The 20,176-nt window shown below is 29.5% G+C and carries 19 protein-coding genes and 1 pseudogene; all 20 read left to right on the top strand.

Annotation, left to right across the window (positions count from 1 at the left end; all coding sequences use genetic code 11):
- Positions 1 to 9: 9 nt before the first annotated feature.
- Positions 10 to 156, top strand: a pseudogene (locus APR43_RS24790) (DapH/DapD/GlmU-related protein); the annotation flags it as partial.
- A gap of 52 nt (positions 157 to 208) precedes the next feature.
- Positions 209 to 1,057 (top strand): class I SAM-dependent methyltransferase, encoded by an 849-nt coding sequence (locus APR43_RS06870; RefSeq protein ID WP_053470889.1) that lies wholly within the window; start codon positions 209 to 211, stop codon positions 1,055 to 1,057.
- Between the two features lie 24 nt (positions 1,058 to 1,081).
- A complete protein-coding gene (locus APR43_RS06875) occupies positions 1,082 to 2,224 on the top strand; it encodes a glycosyltransferase family 4 protein (protein ID WP_053470890.1) in 1,143 nt (380 codons plus the stop codon).
- A 34-nt stretch (positions 2,225 to 2,258) separates the two neighbouring features.
- Complete coding sequence (locus APR43_RS06880; RefSeq protein WP_053470891.1) at positions 2,259 to 3,203, top strand: glycosyltransferase family 10 domain-containing protein; 945 nt, start codon at positions 2,259 to 2,261, stop codon at positions 3,201 to 3,203.
- A gap of 59 nt (positions 3,204 to 3,262) precedes the next feature.
- The gene (locus APR43_RS06885; protein WP_082356383.1) at positions 3,263 to 4,051 is read left to right on the top strand and encodes a glycosyltransferase family 2 protein; all 789 of its coding nucleotides are present in this window, start codon (positions 3,263 to 3,265) and stop codon (positions 4,049 to 4,051) included.
- Entirely contained in the window at positions 4,036 to 4,926 is an 891-nt protein-coding gene (locus APR43_RS06890) for a glycosyltransferase (RefSeq protein WP_053470893.1), read from the top strand. Before APR43_RS06885 ends, APR43_RS06890 begins: the two co-directional genes overlap by 16 nt.
- A gap of 4 nt (positions 4,927 to 4,930) precedes the next feature.
- Positions 4,931 to 5,950: a glycosyltransferase gene (locus APR43_RS06895; RefSeq protein WP_053470894.1), complete on the top strand. Its 1,020-nt coding sequence runs from the start codon at positions 4,931 to 4,933 to the stop codon at positions 5,948 to 5,950.
- 20 nt (positions 5,951 to 5,970) lie between these two features.
- Complete coding sequence (locus APR43_RS06900; protein ID WP_053470895.1) at positions 5,971 to 7,065, top strand: glycosyltransferase family 4 protein; 1,095 nt, start codon at positions 5,971 to 5,973, stop codon at positions 7,063 to 7,065.
- A 13-nt stretch (positions 7,066 to 7,078) separates the two neighbouring features.
- Positions 7,079 to 7,738 (top strand): cytidylyltransferase domain-containing protein, encoded by a 660-nt coding sequence (locus APR43_RS06905; RefSeq protein WP_053470896.1) that lies wholly within the window; start codon positions 7,079 to 7,081, stop codon positions 7,736 to 7,738.
- A 21-nt stretch (positions 7,739 to 7,759) separates the two neighbouring features.
- Complete coding sequence (gene neuB, locus APR43_RS06910) at positions 7,760 to 8,800, top strand: N-acetylneuraminate synthase (protein ID WP_053470897.1); 1,041 nt, start codon at positions 7,760 to 7,762, stop codon at positions 8,798 to 8,800.
- On the top strand, positions 8,793 to 9,926 hold the full coding sequence (gene neuC, locus APR43_RS06915; protein ID WP_053470898.1) for a UDP-N-acetylglucosamine 2-epimerase: 1,134 nt from the start codon (positions 8,793 to 8,795) through the stop codon (positions 9,924 to 9,926). The genes neuB and neuC overlap by 8 nt, the downstream gene beginning before the upstream one ends.
- 31 nt (positions 9,927 to 9,957) lie before the next feature.
- Positions 9,958 to 11,391 (top strand): MBOAT family O-acyltransferase, encoded by a 1,434-nt coding sequence (locus APR43_RS06920; protein WP_053470899.1) that lies wholly within the window; start codon positions 9,958 to 9,960, stop codon positions 11,389 to 11,391.
- Entirely contained in the window at positions 11,391 to 12,272 is an 882-nt protein-coding gene (locus tag APR43_RS06925; RefSeq protein ID WP_053470900.1) for a hypothetical protein, read from the top strand. Before APR43_RS06920 ends, APR43_RS06925 begins: the two co-directional genes overlap by 1 nt.
- 7 nt (positions 12,273 to 12,279) lie before the next feature.
- Entirely contained in the window at positions 12,280 to 13,665 is a 1,386-nt protein-coding gene (locus APR43_RS06930) for a hypothetical protein (RefSeq protein WP_053470901.1), read from the top strand.
- Positions 13,666 to 13,676: 11 nt separating this feature from the next.
- A complete protein-coding gene (locus tag APR43_RS06935; RefSeq protein WP_053470902.1) occupies positions 13,677 to 14,327 on the top strand; it encodes a CatB-related O-acetyltransferase in 651 nt (216 codons plus the stop codon).
- Positions 14,328 to 15,500: a glycosyltransferase family 4 protein gene (locus APR43_RS06940; protein WP_053470903.1), complete on the top strand. Its 1,173-nt coding sequence runs from the start codon at positions 14,328 to 14,330 to the stop codon at positions 15,498 to 15,500. It abuts the gene before it with no gap.
- Positions 15,497 to 16,597 (top strand): glycosyltransferase family 4 protein, encoded by a 1,101-nt coding sequence (locus APR43_RS06945; RefSeq protein ID WP_053470904.1) that lies wholly within the window; start codon positions 15,497 to 15,499, stop codon positions 16,595 to 16,597. Before APR43_RS06940 ends, APR43_RS06945 begins: the two co-directional genes overlap by 4 nt.
- A complete protein-coding gene (locus tag APR43_RS06950; protein ID WP_053470905.1) occupies positions 16,594 to 17,709 on the top strand; it encodes a glycosyltransferase in 1,116 nt (371 codons plus the stop codon). The genes APR43_RS06945 and APR43_RS06950 overlap by 4 nt, the downstream gene beginning before the upstream one ends.
- A complete protein-coding gene (locus tag APR43_RS06955; RefSeq protein WP_053470906.1) occupies positions 17,706 to 18,785 on the top strand; it encodes a glycosyltransferase in 1,080 nt (359 codons plus the stop codon). The genes APR43_RS06950 and APR43_RS06955 overlap by 4 nt, the downstream gene beginning before the upstream one ends.
- On the top strand, positions 18,782 to 20,122 hold the full coding sequence (locus APR43_RS06960) for an O-antigen ligase family protein (RefSeq protein ID WP_053470907.1): 1,341 nt from the start codon (positions 18,782 to 18,784) through the stop codon (positions 20,120 to 20,122). Before APR43_RS06955 ends, APR43_RS06960 begins: the two co-directional genes overlap by 4 nt.
- The last annotated feature ends 54 nt before the right edge of the window (positions 20,123 to 20,176 follow it).

Genomic DNA, 20,176 nt, shown 5'->3' on the forward strand with positions numbered 1-20,176 from the left:
AAGATAAAAATAAACAATAAAGCCTGGATTGGATTTAATAGCATTATTTTAAAAGGGGTATCGATTGGTGAAGGAGCAATAATTGGAGCAGGAAGCGTTGTAACAAAAGATGTTCCGGACTGGACAATTGTTGGCGGAAATCCAGCTGTAGTTATAAGAACCATCCCTGAAAACGAAAGATAAAATCACAAAAACAAACAAAGAATTCATGAATTGTAAAATTTGTAAATCTAATTCAGAGAAAATATTTTCTGGCAAAATATTAAACAAATACGAAATAGATTATTTTAAGTGCCAGAACTGTGGTTTTATCCAAACAGAAGAACCTTTTTGGCTGCAAGAATCTTATTCTTCAGTTATTGCAATGACTGATATTGGATTGGTTGCCAGAAATTTAAGTTTTCAAAATATTACAACTTGGATTATAAAAAATTACTTTGATTATAAAGCTAAATTTATTGATTTTGCTGGCGGTTATGGTTTGTTCGTAAGATTAATGCGAGATAGAGGATTAGATTTTTACAGACAGGATTTTTATTGTGAAAATTATTTTGCACAATATTTTGATGTAACAGACCTAAACAATACAGATAAATATGAACTACTAACTGCCTTTGAAGTTTTTGAACATTTGGTTCATCCTTTTGAAGAAATTGAAAAAATGTTTGATTATTCTGATTCTATATTTTTTTCGACAGAATTACAGCCGCAAATAGAAATAAAATCAATACAAGACTGGAGATATTTTGCAAAAGAAACGGGGCAGCACGTTGCATTTTATAATATAAAATCATTGGAAATAATAGCCGAAAAATTGAATTGTCATTTTTATTCAAATGGAAATAACCTTCACATTTTGACAAAAAAGAAATTGGTTTCAAACCCTTTTCAAAAATGGCAGAATAAAAATAAAAAATCCTTTGTTGTTAGAGAGCTTTATAAAATTATTAGAAAATTAGAACACTCTAAGAACCAGAAAATAAATCAAATTCATTTAGAAAGTCTATTGGAAAAAGATTATCATATGATAATAAATAAAATTAATAACAATAACTAACGTATTTAATTTTATAAAGCCAAAATGAAAATTTTAGTACATCCGCAAACATTCAATTTGCAAAAATATGGAGGTATCTCTAGATATTACACAGAAATATTTTCAAGACTTTCTAAAAATAATAAGGTCAAAATTCCTCTATATGGTACTTCTAATATTTACTATAACGAAAGTAATCTTGTAACCTTTAATCAAAAAATATACTCTGTATATATAAAATTACTTGAAAAATTTAAAATTCGTCGTTTTGAAAAAACACGAAAACGAAATGATAAATTTTTTGAACGAACAATTCTAAAAAAAGATTTTGATGTTTTTGTTCCGACATATTATGATGTGAGCTTTTTAAAATTGATAGACTCAAAGCCTTTTGTGTTGACAATTTATGACATGATCTATGAATTATTTCCACATTTTTTTGAAGATCAGCAAAAAATAATTTCATCAATTAGCGCTAACAAATTACTCTTAATGGAGAAGGCGACAAGAATTATAGCCGTTTCAGAAAACACAAAACGTGACATTATTAAAATATATCCGCATATTGATGAATCTAAAATTGATGTAGTTTATCATGGCTGTTCAATAAAAATTGTAGAATCACATACACATAACCTTCCCAAAAAATATATCTTGTTTGTAGGTACCAGAGCTAATTATAAAAACTTTATTTTTTTGGTAAATTCTATAAAAGAACTTTTAAAATTAAATAATGATTTAGTTTTACTGTGTGCAGGTGGAGGCGAATTTGATAATGAAGAAAAGGAATTTTTAAAAGAATTAAATCTGGAAAATCAAATTATTCAGAGAGAATTTAAAGATCACGAATTAGGGCTTTATTATAAAAATGCAATTTGTTTTGTTTTTCCTTCCTCATACGAAGGATTTGGAATTCCAGTTTTAGAATCAATGGCTTGCGGATGTCCGGTAGTTTTAGCAAAACATAGTTCTTTTCCAGAAGTGGCAGGCGAAGCAGGAGTTTATTATGAAGCAGAAAATCCAGAAGATTTAAAAAATAAAATTTATTCATTAGTTCAAAATCCTATTTTACGAAATGAATTTTCAATAAAAGGATTAGATCAAATTAAAAAATTTAGTTGGGAAAAAGCAGCAGCAGAATGTTTGGCTGTTTATAAAAAAGCTTATACGACATCAATTAAGCAATAAGAAAATTTATATGATAAGCGAAAATCGATCGGAAATGAAAGAAGTACGAATTAACTTTGTTGACTTTTGGCCATTAGATAAAACGAATAATTATTTCTATAATTTATTATCAGAACGTTATAATGTGATTATAGACGAAGTAAATCCAGATTTGATTTTTTACTCTTGTTTTGGTACAGAATATCTCAAATATAAATGCAAAAGAATTTATTTTACAGGAGAAAACACCAGACCAAATTTTTCTGCCTGTGATTTTGCTTTCACTTTTGATTTTAATAACAGAGAAGATCATTACAGATTGCCGCTTTATCTATTGTATATAGATGAAGACAATATGAATAATAAAATTTCTGAAATTAAATCCAGAAATGAATTAGCAGAAAGCTGGAGTCAAAAAAAGAAATTATGCTGTATGGTTGTTTCTAATCCAAACGCTTTAGACAGAATCAATTTTTTTCATAAACTGTCAAAATATATACAAGTTGACTCAGGGGGTAAAGTATTAAATAATGTTGGAGGACCAGTTCCCAATAAAAAAGAATTTATAAAAGAATATAAGTTTGTAATTTCTTTTGAAAATGAATGCCATGATGGCTATACAACAGAAAAAATTATCGAACCAATGTTTGTCGACAGTATTCCAATTTATTGGGGAAACAAACATGTAGATAAGGAGTTTAATACTAAGAGGTTTTTAAATTATCATGATTTCGAAACAGAAGAAGCACTTATAGAACGATTGCTTGAAATTGATAAAAACCCGGAAATTGCTATTGATATATTATCTCAGCCCGTATTTAATGAAAAAATTGATACACCGATTAAAATAAGAAAAGATGTTTTAGAAATAATTGATACTATTATAAATTCACCTAAAAAACCTAAAGCACAAACTTACAGGGAATTACTTCACTTGATGAATACAGAGTATAAGAAAAATATAAAAAAAGCAATTAAGAGAATATTGTTTATTAAATAGTATATCAGTTAGAAAATTAAATACAAAAATTTATCACTGGGATTTAACTATACCAAACTATGCAGCCATACTTGTCCATCATTACTATTAATTTTAATAATCGAGCAGGTCTAGAAACTACTATGCAATCTGTATTGTCACAAACATTCACAGATTTTGAATACATAGTGATTGATGGAGGAAGTAATGATGAAAGTAAACAATATATTGAGAGTCAGGAAAAATCTATTCAATTTTGGGTTAGTGAGCCAGATAATGGCATTTATAATGCAATGAATAAAGGGATTAAAGCAGCAAATGGTGAATATTTGTTGTTTTTAAATAGTGGCGATTTTTTAAATGGAAATACTTCTTTAAAAGATTTTATAAATCATTCTGATTTTAAAGGAGATATTATTTATGGAGATTACAAATTTGAAAACGGTTTCAAAATATTCCCGGACTATCTATCTCCACTATATTTTGTACGCACTTCATTACCACATCAAAGTACATTCTTTAAAAAAGAAGTTTTTGAAAAAATGGGACTTTATGATGAACAGTATAAAATAGTTTCTGATAGAGATTTTTTTATCAAATGTTTTTTAAGCAATAAGTTTATTTTTAAACATATTGAATATCCTCTTACGGTCTTTGATCTTAAAGGAGTAAGTAATGATAAATCTCATCAAGAAAAACATTTATTAGAATGTGATAAGATGCTTCAAAATCATTATGGTATTTACTATGATGACTATAAAAAAATGCTGCAATTACAGCAAGAATTAAATCAAACTCGTAAAAAAACATTTTTTGGTTTGATGAAAAGAGTTAAAAACAAGATAAAAAAAATATGTCGCATCCGCTAGTTAGTATAATTGTTCCAACTTACGATAGGACAGAATTTCTTAAATTGACTATTGAAAGTATCATTAATCAAACCTATAAAAATATAGAAATTATTGTTGTAGATGATGGTACACCGCATGATAGAAATTTACTTCTCTGTCAAACATTTGAAAAAGTAAAATATATTAAAATTGAAAATAGCGGAGGTCCGGCAAAACCAAGAAATACAGGAATTAATCTTGCAAAAGGTAAATACATTGCGTTTATAGATGATGATGATTTATGGCTTCCTAATAAAATTGAGACCCAGGTTAATATTTTAAAACAAAATCCAGAGTTTGGTTTAATTCATGGCTGCTGTCAGGTAATTAATGAAAATGGTATACTTCAAGCACAGATAGCTGGCAGACCAGGATCTATAGATGTAAAACATGGAAATGTTTCTATGAAAATGATGGGAAATTGGACTTTAATGACACCTTCGGTTCTTTTAAATAAAACGATTGTAGATAAAGCAGGATTATTTAATGAAAAAATGCCTTCTGCAGGGGAAGATGCTGAATACTGGATTAGATGTTCTTTTTTTACCAAATTTTATTACGTTGACGAACCATTAGTTCAATACAGAGTTCATAATAATAACATTTCTACAGAAGCAAAAGGATATGCTGATCTTTCATTGTTTTTAAAAAAGGTGCTCACTAAATTCAATTCTGAAAAAATCATAGATAATATCCAATATAAGATACTTTTAAATAATCTTTGCGCAATGCAGATTAAAATGATTAAGAAGTTTAGTTATAAATCTGTCCGTAATCTTTTTGAATTAAATCCATTTTGGATGTTCAAATGGAGAAATTTAAAATTACTTACTTTTATTTTAATAAAAAGATAACAAGATGCGAGTAGGCTATAATCCAAATAAAGATAAGGTACAGGAAGATAATGTCTTTTTTCATCAAGTTATAATACCCGTTTATATACCCAATCAGGAAGGCTATTTTAAAGACAGTTTTAAAATTCTTCAATATTGTTTAGAATCAGTGTTTAAAACCTGTCATAATAAAACATATTTTACAATCGTCAACAACGGAAGTAATAATGAAGTAGTAGAGTATTTAAATAACCTGTATCATGATAAAAAGATACATGAGTTAATTCACACTTCGAATATTGGTAAAATCAATGCTGTTTTAAAAGGAATAACAGGACAAAAATTTAAAATTATAACAATTTCAGATGCAGATGCATTGTTTTTAAATGAGTGGCAAAATGCAACTTATGAAGTTTTCAAAGCTTTTCCAAAAGCAGGTGCCGTTTGTCCAACGCCTTCTCCAAAATCGTTCAGCAATAAAACAGCAAATGTAATTTTTGAAAATCTTTTTTCTAATCTATTAAAATTTACTGCCGTAAAAAATCCCAAAGCCTTACAATATTTCGCAAATAGTATTGGAAATCCTGAATTTTATAAAAACACGCATTTAGAAAAATATCTTACTCTTTCTAATGGAAATCTAAAAGCAGTTATTGGCGCAGGACATTTTGTAGCAACTTACAGATCAGATGTATTCTCTAATCTTGGTGTTTTATTTTCAGATTATAGTTTAGGAGGAAATAGTGAAGACGAAATTCTCGATAAAACAGTGGTAAAAAATGGACTCTGGCGATTATCTACAGAAGATAATTTTGTATACCATATGGGCAATACTGAAGAAGAATGGATGCAGCAAAAATTGGAAAAATCTATAATTGCATCAGATGATATAGTAGAAGAAATTCAATTTGATAAGCAAAAAGAAAAAAAGATAATCTCATGGATAAAAAATGATCTGTTTTATAGATTTATCTTTCACAAAAGCATAAAAAAGAAGTTTTTAATATATAAAGGCTTAACAAAAGAAGAAGCAAAAAAATATTAAAAAAAGAAACTCTAATTTAAATGGCAAAAACAATTTTAATCTCTCAATTATCGTTGCCCTATTCAAAGATAGGGAGCTGGACAACTTTGTATAAAAATTACATCTGTTCTCCACTTAACCAAATAGATTATATTGTTTGTGAACAGCCAAATAATACTTTTAGCAAAGTCAAATACAGTTTTGTAAAAAACACTTTCCTAACAAAAGCTTTTAGAAAATTTACTAAAAAGAGATATTTATCATATATAAAAGCTTTAGACAAAATCATGAATAATGAAGAAAAATTTATTATTCAAATAGTAGATAACTTTTATTTAGTTGAACACGTTGTAGATTTTTTGAAGAAAAGAAAAATTCGCACTAACTGTTATATTCAATTTTTTTATCATAGTTATCCACCTTTTTTTGACAATCAAAAAGCCAATTATTTTTTTGAATCAATAGATGAACTGGTTCTTTTAACTTATAAATCATATCTGGCTCACAAAGAGTATTATACGGCTTTGCCAACTAAGGTTTCGATTTTACATAATGGAATTGATAATAAGAAATTCTTTAAAATTGAAAATTCAACAAAAGATCAGTTAAAAGAACAATTCGATGTAAAGGATAAAAAAATATTTGTTTGGTGTTCGCAAGACAGACCCAAAAAAGGCTTACACATTATACTCGAAGCTTGGAAAAACATCTCAATAAAATATAATAATGTTGAATTATGGATTATCGGATGTGAACCAAAACAAGAGCAGGAAGGAGTGAAGTTTTTAGGCAGAATTCCAAATGAAGATATTGCATTGTATCTGCAAAGTGCTGATTGTTATTTGTTCTCTTCACTATGTCAAGAAGGATTTCCATTGAGTTTAACCGAAGCATTGCATTCAGGCTGTTATTGCATTGCCTCAAATGTGGGCGGAGTATCTGAAGTTGTTCAAAATGGGCGATTCGGAAAATTAATTGAAGCCCCGCATTTTATAGCAAACTGGGAAGATGCTATAATTGAATTTATAGAACAGCCATTAAACTTTGATTCTCTGCCGGAAAATTTATATACCACAGATTCGTGGAATTTAGGTATGAATGAAATCATTGAAAAAGCTAAATCAAGATTAGATTGAAAAAAGAAACCAAATGAAAACAATAGCTATAATTCCAGCCCGCGGAGGATCAAAACGAATTCCTGAAAAAAATATTCAATTATTGGGAGAGTTACCTCTAATTGTTCATTCAATATTATATGCACAAGAAAATAGTGATATAATAGAGGATATTTACGTTTCAACTGATGATGCTGAAATAAAAAAAATAGCATTGCAATTTGGTGCGAAAGTTATTGATCGTCCCATTTCTCTTTCAGGAGATTTAGAACCAACAGTTTCGGCATTAAAACACGTCTTAGAATCAATTAATTCAGATGTAGAAAATATCGTTTTACTACAAGCTACAAATCCATTGCGCCCTCAAAATTTATTAAAAGAAGTTTTCGAAAAATATCAAAATGATAATTTAGACAGCATATTTACGGTTTCAAGAAATCATCAAAAATTCGGGAAAATTGCCAATAATAAATTCCAGCCGTTTAATTATACTATCGGGCAGAGGAGCCAGGATTTAGAACCGCTTTTTTTTGAAAATGGGATGCTTTATATTACAAAAGCTTCTTTAATTCTAGAAGATATTATTATTTCAGAAAATGCTTTTCCATTCGAAGTAAATCATATTTTTGCACAAGTTGATATTGATACTCCCGATGATTTAGATTATGCGAGATACCTTTATCAAAAACATTAAAACCCCAAATTTTAAAAAATAATGAATCCATACATAGAAATTGCAGGTCGTAAAATTGGACCAGATTTTCCACCTTTAGTTATTGCAGAAATCGGTATCAATCATGAAGGCTCTTTAGAAGTAGCAAAAGAAATGGTTGATGCAGCATACAGAGCAGGAGTTGAGGTTGTAAAACATCAAACCCATATTGTAGAAGACGAAATGTCTGGCGCAGCAAAAAAAGTAATTCCGGGAAATGCAGATGTTTCTATTTATGAAATTATGGAAAGATGCTCATTAAACGAATCTGAAGAGTTAGAATTAAAAAAATATGTGGAAAGTAAAGGCATGATTTTTATTTCAACGCCATTTTCAAGAGCAGCTGCCGAAAGATTAAAGAAATTTGATATTCCGGCATATAAAATTGGTTCGGGAGAATGCAACAATTATCCTTTGCTAGAACATATTGCCTCATTTGGTAAACCTGTAATTTTAAGTACAGGAATGAATACAATCGAAAGTATTCAAAAAGCCGTAGCAATTTTTGATAAACATACTATTCCAGTTGCATTATTACATACGACAAATTTATATCCAACACCAATTCATTTAGTTCGTTTTGGTGCAATGGTAGAACTTCACGAAGCTTTTCCAAATAAAGTATTTGGATTAAGTGATCATACTTTAAATAATAACGCTTGTCTAGGTGCAGTAGCTCTTGGAGCGAGTATTTTAGAGAGACACTTTACAGATCACATGCAGCGAACAGGTCCGGATATTGTTTGCAGTATGGATGAGAAAGCATGTGGAGAATTAATTGTTTCAAGTGCAGAAATTGCCTTAATGCGTGGCGGAACTAAAAAACCTGCTCTTGAAGAACAAGTTACCATTGATTTTGCTTTTGCTACTGTTTGTGCTATAAAACCAATTAAAAAAGGAGAAGTTTTATCTAAAGAAAATATCTGGGTTAAACGTCCGGGAACCGGTAAAATTTTAGCTGAACATTTTAATGATTTGTTAGGTAAAGCAGCTTCTAGAGATATTGAAAATGACGAGCAATTAGACTTTACTGATTTTGAGTAATTCTACAAAAAAAATATTATTTCTTACCGGCACCCGCGCTGATTTCGGAAAAATAAAATCACTAATTCAAACCCTTGAAGAACAACAGGATTTTGAAGTTTTTGTTTTTGTTACCGGCATGCATCTGCAGGAAATTTATGGATACACTCTGATAGAAATAGAGCGCTGTAACTTTACTAATGTTTATACCTTCGAAAATCATACGCACGAAACTACAATGGATTTGACATTGGCAAAAACCATTGAGGGATTGTCAAATTATTGCAAAACAATAAATCCTGATATGATTGTAGTACACGGTGATAGAGTAGAAACTCTTGCCGGTGCTATTGTAGGATCTTTAAATAATATTTTAGTTGCCCATATAGAAGGCGGTGAGGTTTCAGGAACTGTTGATGAATTAATTCGTCATAGTGTTAGTAAATTAAGTCACATACACTTTGTATCTAACAAGGAAGCAGCAAAGAGATTAATTCAAATGGGAGAAGTAAAAGAATCTATATTTACTATTGGTTCTCCAGATATTGATATTATGTTTTCTAGTAATTTGCCACCTCTTGAAACAGCTAAAGAATATTACGGAATTCCATTTAATGAGTTTGCTGTTGTAATGTTTCATCCTGTTACAACAGAATTTAACTCAATGAAAGATTATGCAGCTACTTTTGTTGATTGTTTACTGGAGGATAATCATAATTATATTGTTATTTTTCCGAATAATGATTTAGGAAGTCAATTTATAATCGATGAATTTAAAAGACTGGAAGAAAATAAACAATTTAGAATTTTTCCTTCTCTAAGATTTGAATATTTTCTAACATTATTAAAAAATAGTCAATTTATAATAGGCAACAGCAGCGCCGGAATTCGTGAAGCTCCTTATTATGGAATACCAATTATAAATATAGGAACCCGCCAGCAAAATAGAGCCATTCATGCAGATATTATGAATGTGGATTACTCAGAAAAAAACATAAAAGAAGCACTTTCAAAAATAGACTCTCATAAAGTTCAGGTTTCAGAAAATGATTTTGGACAAGGAAACAGCAATGAATTGTTTTTGCAATCAATAAAGAAAGACGATATTTGGCAGCTCAATCACCAAAAGCAATTTAGAGATATATAATGTCTTTTTATTAATACCACTTTAAATACCTATGTTTTTTAATTCTATAGCATTTGCTATCTTTTTACCAATCGTTTTTTTCTTGTATTGGTTTGTTTTTAATAAAAACAAAAGCACGCAAAATGCTTTATTAATTATTGCCAGCTATTATTTCTATTCTTGTTGGGATTGGAGATTTTTATTTTTGTTGGTTTTCTCAACATTTCTGGATTATTATACAGGAATTCAAATTGAAAAAGGAAAATCTGAAAAAAGCCGGAAATTTTGGTTTTGGTTAAGCATTCTGGTCAATCTGGGTTTTTTAGGAATATTTAAATATTATAACTTTTTTGCAGCATCATTTTCTGAATTATTAAATTCAGCTGGGCTAAAAGCAAGCCCATTATTATTAGAGGTCATCTTGCCTGTCGGAATTTCATTTTATACTTTTCACGGACTTTCTTATGTAATAGATATCTATTTTAAAAGGATAAAAGCCGAATATAATTTTGTAGACTATTCTTTATTTGTAAGTTACTTTCCATTACTCGTTGCAGGCCCAATTGAAAGAGCAACACATTTATTACCGGAGATAAAAGTTAAACGCGAATTTGATTTAGAAAATGCAAAACAAGGAGTTTATCAAATTATTTGGGGTTTAGTAAAAAAGGTAATTATTGCAGATACGTGCGCAACTTATGCCAATGCTATTTTTGATAATTATACTTCAATGAATTCCTTCTCACTTATTTTGGGAGCCATATATTTTGCTTTTCAAATTTATGGAGACTTTTCAGGATATTCAGATATTGCACTTGGTGTATCCAAATTGTTTGGTTTAGATTTATTACGAAACTTCAATTATCCATATTTTTCAAGAGATATAGCAGAGTTTTGGCGTCGTTGGCATATTTCGCTTTCTTCTTGGTTTCGCGATTATTTATATATTCCGTTAGGAGGAAGTAAAGGTGGACTTTGGATGAAAATTAGAAACACATTTATCATTTTTGTTGTCAGTGGTTTTTGGCATGGAGCAAATTGGACTTATATTGTCTGGGGATTTATCAATGCTGTTTATTTCTTACCGCTGCTTCTTTCAAACAGCAACAGAAATAATATAGACGCCTTTAAATTGAAGTTTAATTTCGATTCCTTTAAAGTGCTATTAAGTATACTTTACACATTTTTGTTAACCTGTGTTGCCTGGGTATTTTTTAGGGCTAGAACTATTACAGATGCTGTTTTGTATTTAAAACGAATTATTACCAATAAAGATTTTAGTTTTCAATATTTAGATAACGAACGTTATAGTTACGAATTGTTACTTATGATTGGGATATTTGTTTTAATCGAATGGAATAATCGTAGTAAGGTAGAACCACTTTCTGGAAAATGGAGCACATTAAAAGTCGCTCTGGCAATTTTAGCTATTATGGCTTTTGGAACTTTTTCAGATTATAAAGAATTTATATATTTCCAATTTTAATGAAAAAGTTTTTAATCTATATCACTAAAATTATTTTAGTAACTGTAATTATAGCATTTCTACTAGACGGACTGTATACGTATATTTTTATGCAGTCTGATAATAGAGGTAAAGTTGAAAAAGTTTTCAATTCAAAAGCTCAGAAATACGATGTTGTTATTTTGGGTTCTTCCAGAGCAAATAACCATTTTGTAGCTCAAATATTTGAAGATAAAGGGCTTAAAACATTTAATTACGGAATGAGCGGCGGACATTTATTTGAGGCTTCATTAATGTTAAAGCTAATGATCGAAAGAAAATATGAAATTAAAAATGTTATTCTGGAAGCCGATTTAAATCTTTCAAACGATCATCAGTCCGAAGGAATTTCGGCTAAATTTTTACCGTATATTCATAATTCAGAAACTATTAGAAATCATTTTGCAAATGAGGCAGATTTTAATGAATTATATTATGTCCCATTTTACAGATATATAAAATATGATGGTAAAATAGGATTTAGAGAAGCTTTCAAAATTTTAAAGCACGAGCAGACAAATGCATTGGATAATTTAGGATATTATCCGCTTGTAAAACATAAAAATGGCAATATGAAAAACAATATTGTCAATTTAAAACCATTAGCACATAATAGATATTATGAAGAAATTAAAAATATCTGCAAGACTCATAATATCAATTTTATTCCGGTAATGACACCAATGTGCGAAAATGTTGTTGGAATGAACTATTTTGAAAAGGTAAAAAAAGAATACCCTGAAATTCATAATTATGAAAACACAATAGTTGAAAATAAATATTTTTCATCTTGCGGACATATGACAGATACTGGAGCAAAAATGTTTACTGCCAGAATTTTAAAAGATTTTTTTAAAAAATAATTTTTCAATGGAGAAAAATAGAATTGCATTGCTGTTTCCAGATGGCGTTGGTATTAGAAATTACCTTTACTCTAATGTTTTTGATAATTTAGAAGAAGATATAGTTCTGTTCCATAATTTCGATCCGGAAACTATAACGGCAATAAAAGAAAGTACTCCAATTAATGAAGAAATTTTAATTCCCAATTATAAAGAATCTGTAAAAGAGAAGTTTTTAAGAGAACTAATCTGCCTTTCTAGATTATATTATAATAATTCTAAAGTCAATAATCCAAGTTTACTGACTAATTGGAATTGGAACCAAAAGGGATTGTCCAAAAAGATATTTTACAAAGCAATTGAAGTATCATCTGTCTTTTTAAAAAAATATTCGAGCATTTTGAAATTGGAAAAAAGGTATCAAAAAGCAATTCGTAAAAATCCATTTTACAATGAAGTAATAAATCTTTTAAAAGACAGACAAATTAATCATGTTTTTTGTTCGCATCAAAGAGCTTTAAGCGCAGCTCCTGTTTTTGCCGCCGCTGCCGATTTAGGAATTAAAACAAGCACCGTAATTTATTCCTGGGATAATTTACCAAAAGCAAGATTAGCACTAAGAGCAAACAATTACTTAGTGTGGTCTGATTATATGAAGGATGAATTAAAATTGTATTATCCCGAAATTCCATCAGAAGATATTCATGTTACGGGAACTCCGCAGTTTGAATTTTATAATAACCCAGATAATATAATAGATAAAAACACTTTCTACGAGAAATACAATTTAGATTTAAATAAAAAAATTATCTGTTTTTCTGGTGATGATACCAAAACCTCTCCAGATGATCCTGCATATCTAAAAGATATTGCCGATGAGATTATTAGAGCAAATTTACAGAACGAATATCAAATTCTATTAAGAAGATGTCCAGTTGATTTTTCAGGAAGATTTGATGTAATTATAAAGCAACATAAAGATTTAATCAAAGAAGCACCGCCTTTGTGGTATTTCAGTAAATCAAAAGAATGGAACACGGTTTATCCAACTTTTGAAGATGTTAAATTATTAGTAAGCACAGTATTTTATTCTGAGATAGTAGTAAATGTAGGATCAACGATGGCTTTTGATTTTGGGAAGTTTGATAAACCTTGCGTTTTTATTAATTATGACCAACAAAATCAAAATAATAAAAACTGGTCAGTAAAAACAATTTACCAATTTCAGCATTTTAAGAGCATGCCAGATACTAATGCAGTACTTTGGCTCAACAGTAAAGAAGAGATTATTGATAAAATTATCGATAAAAAAAATTGGAACTCAATAGCTCCTCTAAAAAACTGGTATGAAATTGTTGCTGGAAAAGAAAACAATATTATTTCTAAAATTTCAAATGTTATAAAAAACACTTAAAAAGAAAGCTCATGATTCTATATATTAGAAAACTGTTATGGCGCCTTTTGGGAATTAATTATTACAATTATTTAAAAGGTAAAAATAATATCTATTTAAAAGATACAAAGTGGGCAGTTGTTGGAAATAAAACTTACGATAACGGCGCTTTTGTCTGGAAATGGTATAATGATTCGAGCTTAAAAATTGGTAAATACTGTTCCATAGCAAATGATGTAAATTTCATTTGCGACTCTGGCTTTCACACAGAAAGTGAAGTTACTTCATTTCCTTTGTTTCATCAAATTTTGGAGAAAAATGATGAAGTAATAATCAATGAAATACCGTACAAAGTCAGCGACTTAAGTGAAAAAATAAAAGCGAAAAAAGCTGATATAATAGTAGGGAATGATGTTTGGATTGGAATGAACGCCACGATTTTGCCAGGTGTAAAAATTGGAAATGGAGTTACAATCATGTCTGGAGCTGTTGTTTCAAATGATATTCCGGATTATGCAATTGCAGCGGGAGTTCCGGCAAAAATAATTAAATACAAACACAATCAGGAAATTATTGAAGCTTTGAATAAAATTAGCTGGTGGGATTGGTCGGATGAAAAGGTGAAACAATCTGTAAATGATTTCTACCTTTCGATAGAAGATTTTATTAAAAAACATTCGTAAATGCATATCTGTTTCATAACTAACGAATTTCCAAAACAAGGATTTCCACATGGCGGAATTGGCAGTTTTGTTAAAACACTAGCAACAGCATTAGTGAAAAAGGATATTCAAGTATCTGTTATTGGTATTAATTATACTCCAAACGAAGAAACAGAAGTTTTAGAAGGAGTTAATGTTTATCGACTAAAGAAAAGCAACGTCAAAGGATTTTCATGGTATTTCAACTCAAAAGCAATAACTCAAAAAATTATTGAAATTCATAAACAGAACCCTATAAAAATTATAGAATCTTCTGAATTGGGTTTTGCTTTCATATCGAAAATAAAAGATATAAAATACATTATTCGTCTTCATGGAGGACACCATTTTTTTGCTGAAGGCGAAAACAGAAAAATTAATAAATGGAAAGGGTTTCAGGAAAAAAGATCTTTTAAGAAAGCCGATGCTTTTATTGCAGTTTCTCAATATGTAAAAAACCATACGGAGAAATATTTAAGTTATAATAATAAACCAATAGCATACATAAGCAACCCCATTGATACTGATTTCTTTAAACCAATTGGTAAAAATGAAATTCAAAACAAAATTGTCTTTGCAGGAACAGTTTGTGAGAAAAAGGGAATACGTCAATTAATCCAGGCTTTTCCTTTTGTAAAAAAAGAATTTCCTAATGCTATGCTGGAAATTTATGGAAGAGATTGGTTTTTTCCAGACGGCACATCATATATAAAAATGTTAAAAGAGAAGGAATTGCCAAAACTAAAAGAACAAGCAAAAGACATTCAGTTTCACGGAGCAGTTTCTTATTCTAATATTCCACAGGCATATTCTGAAGCATCAGTGTGTGTGTTTCCTTCTCATATGGAAACTCAGGGATTAGTTGCTCCAGAAGCTATGGCGATGGAAAAAGCAGTCGTTTTTACAAAATTAGGTCCAGGCCCGGAAGCTATTGAAGATTATAGAACAGGATTATTATGCGATCCACATAGTCCTGAAGATATTGCTGAAAAAATTATTTGGTTTCTTTCGAATGAACAAGAAGCCAAAACAATTGGAAAAAAGGCAAGGGAATTTGTACTTCAAAAATATGCGTTAGAACATATTTTTAAGCAAAATGTTGATTTTTTCAAATCTATAATCAAATCTCAATACATTAATAAATTAGGTTTATGAAAACCATTTTAATAGCTCATAATTACAATGAAAATTCATTTGCAGTAATTAGTTTTTCGTTAGCTAATTACTTGGCAGATCTTGGTAATAGAGTTATTTTTATTTCTTACAGACCTTATTTTTCTGAAACAGAAATAATCAAAAAAGAAAAAGGAGAAATAATAATATGTTCATGGCCATCTGAAAATCGGCCAACTTCGTTAAAAGATGCTATTTGGTTTTCCAGATTATATTTTAAGTACAAACCAAATGCGGTAATTGGTCACTTTGTTGGAGCCAATATTACTATTGGGATATCAAAATTATTAGCATTAAATAAAACCCGAACATTTGCTTATTATCATACTCTAATGGAACAAATTGAGTTAGATAATAAAAAAATGAAATTTAAAAAAGATATTTTATTTTTCAGAAAGAAAGTATTCTATAAACTGTTTTGTGATGTAGTAATTTGTCCTTCAGAATTGGCTAAAACGGATTTTGAAAAAAGCTATCATTCTAAAAAAGGATTAGTTGTTTTAAATCCCATGAAGGATAGGTTTTTGAACTCAAAAACTATTGATGGAAATGCGATTATTGTTTCTTTTTTAGGAAGGCTCGCTCACTCAAAGGGAATAATAGAATTAATTGAAGCATTTAAAATTTATAAGAAAGAGAATCAGTCTTCGAAGATTATTTTGAATATTGCCGGAAACGGGGGATTAGAATCAGAAATTAAGGAATTAATCAAAGACGAAAATTCAATCACATATTTTGGCGCATTAAAATATACTGATATTGATCAATATCTTCAAAATAGTCACTTCGCAATAATACCATCAAAAATTGATAACCTGCCTACAGTTGGATTAGAATCTATGATGAATAATACGCCTTTGTTAATATCAAATACAACCGGCTTAACTTATTACCTGGAAGACGGGAAGGAATGTTTCAAATTTGATGCAACTGTTGAATCCATAAAATTATTATTTAAAAGAGTCGAAGATGGTTTTATTAACCAGCCCAAAATGGCTGTTGATGCTAGAAAAACTTACTTAGATAAATTTAGTATAGAAAAATATTGTTCTAATTTTTCTAAAGAAATATTGAAATGAAATTTGCAATTATTACCAATGTTAATCATGTTGAAAATAGCGGGCAATTTTTTGGTTACGCACCTTATGTGCGTGAAATGAATATTTGGTTTAAATATGTAGATAAAGTAATAATAGTTGCCCCATTAATTAGAGCCAATCCAACAGACATCGACATTGCTTATGTTCATAACCAAATTGAATTTAGAAAAGTATCAGATTTTAGCTTTACCAGTTTTAAGAATATATTATTCTCAATAGTTAAAATTCCAGTAATTCTTTGGAGCATATTTTGGGCAATGAAAAACGCAGATCATATTCACTTAAGATGCCCTGGAAATATGGGGTTATTAGGCTGTTTTGTTCAGATATTATTTCCCGGAAAAATAAAAACTGCAAAATATGCTGGAAATTGGGATCCCAAAAGTAAACAGCCTTGGACTTATAAATTGCAAAAACGTATTTTAAATAATACTTTTTTAACCAAAAACATGACGGTTTTAGTTTATGGTGACTGGGATAAACAATCTAAAAATATTAAATCTTTTTTTACAGCAACTTATTCTGAATTGGAGAAAATTCAACCAGAAAAGCCGTCATTAGATCCCAATATAAAATTTATTTTTGTCGGAAGTTTAGTCTCAGGAAAAAATCCAATGTATGCAGTAAACATAGTTGAAGGATTAGTTAAAAAAGGAAAAAGCGTTATTTTAAATTTATATGGAGATGGTGTTGAAAGAAATGTTTTGCAGCAATACATAACTAATAATAAACTTGACAGGATCATTTTTCTAAAAGGCAATCAAACAAAAGAAATAGTAAAAACCGCATATCAGGAAAGCCATTTTGTGATCCTGCCTTCTAAAAGTGAAGGATGGCCAAAAGCACTTGCAGAAGGAATGTTTTGGGGCTGCGTTCCCGCAGCTACAAAAGTTTCATGCATTCCATATATGCTTGATCATGGAAAAAGAGGTCTTATGCTGGAAATGGATTTAGAGAAAGATATAAGTCAAATTAATGATGTTTTAAACGAAAATAATTTCTTAGCACTTAGTGAAAATGCTGCTGATTGGTCTCAATATTACACAACAGAAATTTTTGAACTTGAAATTAAAAAGCTGTTAGAAAAATGAGAATACTACAATTAATAGATTCTTTAGAATCTGGCGGGGCAGAACGAATGGCTGTTAATTATGCAAATGCACTTTCAAAAGAAATAACTTTTTCCGGCTTAGTTGCCACAAGAAAAGAAGGAGAGTTAATCCATCAAATAAGTGAAAATGTTTCCTATTTGTTTTTAAATAAAAAGAGAAAAATAGATCTTAAAGCGATTTTTAAATTAAGAAGGTATATACTTGAAAATAAAGTTACTATTATTCACGCTCATAGTTCTTCTTTTTTTACTGCTGTTTTAGTCAAATTAACCTTTGTTAAAATTAAAATTGTATGGCACGATCATTACGGAAGTCGTGTTAATGAATCATGGAAACAAAATAAAGTTTTAATTTTTTTATCTGTTTTTTTTTCATCCATTTTTGTAGTCAATTATCAATTAAGAAACTGGAGTCAGAAAACAATGCTATGTAAAAAAGTAGTTTTTATACCTAATTTTACTATAGAAGAAAACAATGATAATCAAATTACAAATTTGAAAGGCACAGAAGGAAAACGAATTGTTGTTTTGGCAAATTTGAAAAACCCTAAAAATCATATTTTAATTTTAAAAGCTTTTCAAGATTTAAAATTACAAAACTCAGATTGGACACTGCATTTAATAGGAAGAGACTACTTTGATGAATATTCAAATTCGTTAAAAATTTTTATAAAGAATAATGAATTAGAAAAGCATATACATTTGTATGGAGAAAGAAAAGATGTTAAACATATATTATGTCAAGCAGCTATAGGAGTTTTAGCTTCTACAGAAGAAGGATTCCCTGTTGCATTATTAGAGTATGCTATGAGCAATTTAGGAGTTGTTTCAACAAATGTTGGTTTTTGCGCGGAGATTATTCAACATGAAGTTACAGGGTTAGTATTTAGCCCTTTTAATGATTTTGAGTTGAAAGCACAACTAGGAAAAATGATAAAAGAAGAACAGTTTAGGAAGACAGCGGCAGATAATTTTAGAACATCAGTTATGAAGAATTATTCAGAAAAAGTTGTAATTGAAAAATTAATGTCTGAATATAAAAAATTAAATCAATGAAAAAACTTTCCTTGTCTTACAGTTTTTTAATTTTAATTCATGCTGTAATTGCATTGGCAGTTTTTGCCATTCCTTTTTTGTCAAAAATTTATGCACTTTTAATTCCTGTTGTGGGGCTTTATATTGTTAGCCGTAATAAAAACAGAAATAACGAAGTGCTTTTTGTAGCAGCATATTTGGTTGGATCGGAGGTTTTTTTGCGAATGACAGGTGGTAACTTAAATAATGAATACATAAAGCTCTGCGTAATTATTTTTATGTTTTTGGGCATGATTTATAGCAACTTTTCTATAAATGCCCTAATTTATGTTCTCTTTATTATTTTTTTAATACCGGGTATTTTTATAGCACTTGCTGAAGCTGATGTTGATACAGATATTAAAAAAGCCTTGGTTTTTAATTTGTCCGGGCCGTTTTGTCTGGCAATTTCTTCTATATATATGTATAAAAGAAGAATTCTGTTTACAGATTTACAGAATATTTTGACTACCATGGGAATGCCAATAATTACAACTGTAATTTATCTTTTCTTATATAACCCCAGCGTAAAAGATGTAGTAACCGGAACAAGTTCCAATTTTGAAACTTCAGGGGGATTTGGTCCTAATCAGGTTTCTACTATATTAGGTTTAGGAATGTTTATCTTTTTTACACAATTGATATTATTTTCAAAATCCAAAAGAATCGTTTTATTGAATATTCTAATATTAATTTTCATTAGTTATAGAGGAATAGTAACTTTTTCCAGAGGAGGAGTTATTACCGGTGCGGCGATGATTGTTCTCTCACTTCTTTTTTTGTATTACTTTTCAAATGCAAGAGCAAAAAAGAAGTTTATTTTGATCTTTGTTTTAATCGGATCTATGGGGGTTGGAACCTGGGTATATAGTTCATTGCAGACAAGAGGACTTATCGAAAAACGTTATGCGAATCAGGATGCGAAAGGACGTGTAAAAAAAGATAGATTAGGAGGAAGAGAAGCTATTATGGATGCTGATTTAAAACTTTTTTTAGATAATCCAATTTTAGGTGTTGGTGCAGGAATTGGTAAAAAAATGCGTGAAGAATCTTTAGGACAGGCTGTTGCTTCACATAATGAAATTTCCCGTATGTTAAGCGAACATGGTCTTTTTGGAATAATTGGGCTTTTAATACTATTGATAGTTCCTTTTGTTCTTTATATTAATAATCGACAGCATCTCTATTTTTTATCCTTTTTTGCTTTTTGGCTGTTAACAATAAATCATGCTGCTATGCGAACTGCAGCACCTGCATTTGTTTATGCGCTTACACTTCTTTCGGTTCAAATTAAATTACCAATAAAAACACAAAGTTAACTGCGTAGTTTGGTTTTTTATAATACATTTGCCCTAAGTTTAAGCCCCTAAACC

The sequence above is a fragment of the Flavobacterium sp. NLM genome, from assembly GCF_002210235.1.
GTDB classification, from domain to species: Bacteria; Bacteroidota; Bacteroidia; order Flavobacteriales; family Flavobacteriaceae; genus Flavobacterium; species Flavobacterium panici.

Bases quoted from the DNA above. Each gene is read 5' to 3' on its own strand.
- APR43_RS06870 (WP_053470889.1), top strand. From the start codon at position 209: ATGAATTGTAAAATTTGTAAATCTAATTCAGAGAAAATATTTTCTGGC.
- APR43_RS06875 (WP_053470890.1), top strand. From the start codon at position 1,082: ATGAAAATTTTAGTACATCCGCAAACATTCAATTTGCAAAAATATGGA.
- APR43_RS06880 (WP_053470891.1), top strand. From the start codon at position 2,259: ATGAAAGAAGTACGAATTAACTTTGTTGACTTTTGGCCATTAGATAAA.
- APR43_RS06885 (WP_082356383.1), top strand. From the start codon at position 3,263: ATGCAGCCATACTTGTCCATCATTACTATTAATTTTAATAATCGAGCA.
- APR43_RS06890 (WP_053470893.1), top strand. From the start codon at position 4,036: ATGTCGCATCCGCTAGTTAGTATAATTGTTCCAACTTACGATAGGACA.
- APR43_RS06895 (WP_053470894.1), top strand. From the start codon at position 4,931: ATGCGAGTAGGCTATAATCCAAATAAAGATAAGGTACAGGAAGATAAT.
- APR43_RS06900 (WP_053470895.1), top strand. From the start codon at position 5,971: ATGGCAAAAACAATTTTAATCTCTCAATTATCGTTGCCCTATTCAAAG.
- APR43_RS06905 (WP_053470896.1), top strand. From the start codon at position 7,079: ATGAAAACAATAGCTATAATTCCAGCCCGCGGAGGATCAAAACGAATT.
- neuB (WP_053470897.1), top strand. From the start codon at position 7,760: ATGAATCCATACATAGAAATTGCAGGTCGTAAAATTGGACCAGATTTT.
- APR43_RS06920 (WP_053470899.1), top strand. From the start codon at position 9,958: ATGTTTTTTAATTCTATAGCATTTGCTATCTTTTTACCAATCGTTTTT.
- APR43_RS06925 (WP_053470900.1), top strand. From the start codon at position 11,391: ATGAAAAAGTTTTTAATCTATATCACTAAAATTATTTTAGTAACTGTA.
- APR43_RS06930 (WP_053470901.1), top strand. From the start codon at position 12,280: ATGGAGAAAAATAGAATTGCATTGCTGTTTCCAGATGGCGTTGGTATT.
- APR43_RS06935 (WP_053470902.1), top strand. From the start codon at position 13,677: ATGATTCTATATATTAGAAAACTGTTATGGCGCCTTTTGGGAATTAAT.
- APR43_RS06940 (WP_053470903.1), top strand. From the start codon at position 14,328: ATGCATATCTGTTTCATAACTAACGAATTTCCAAAACAAGGATTTCCA.
- APR43_RS06945 (WP_053470904.1), top strand. From the start codon at position 15,497: ATGAAAACCATTTTAATAGCTCATAATTACAATGAAAATTCATTTGCA.
- APR43_RS06950 (WP_053470905.1), top strand. From the start codon at position 16,594: ATGAAATTTGCAATTATTACCAATGTTAATCATGTTGAAAATAGCGGG.
- APR43_RS06955 (WP_053470906.1), top strand. From the start codon at position 17,706: ATGAGAATACTACAATTAATAGATTCTTTAGAATCTGGCGGGGCAGAA.
- APR43_RS06960 (WP_053470907.1), top strand. From the start codon at position 18,782: ATGAAAAAACTTTCCTTGTCTTACAGTTTTTTAATTTTAATTCATGCT.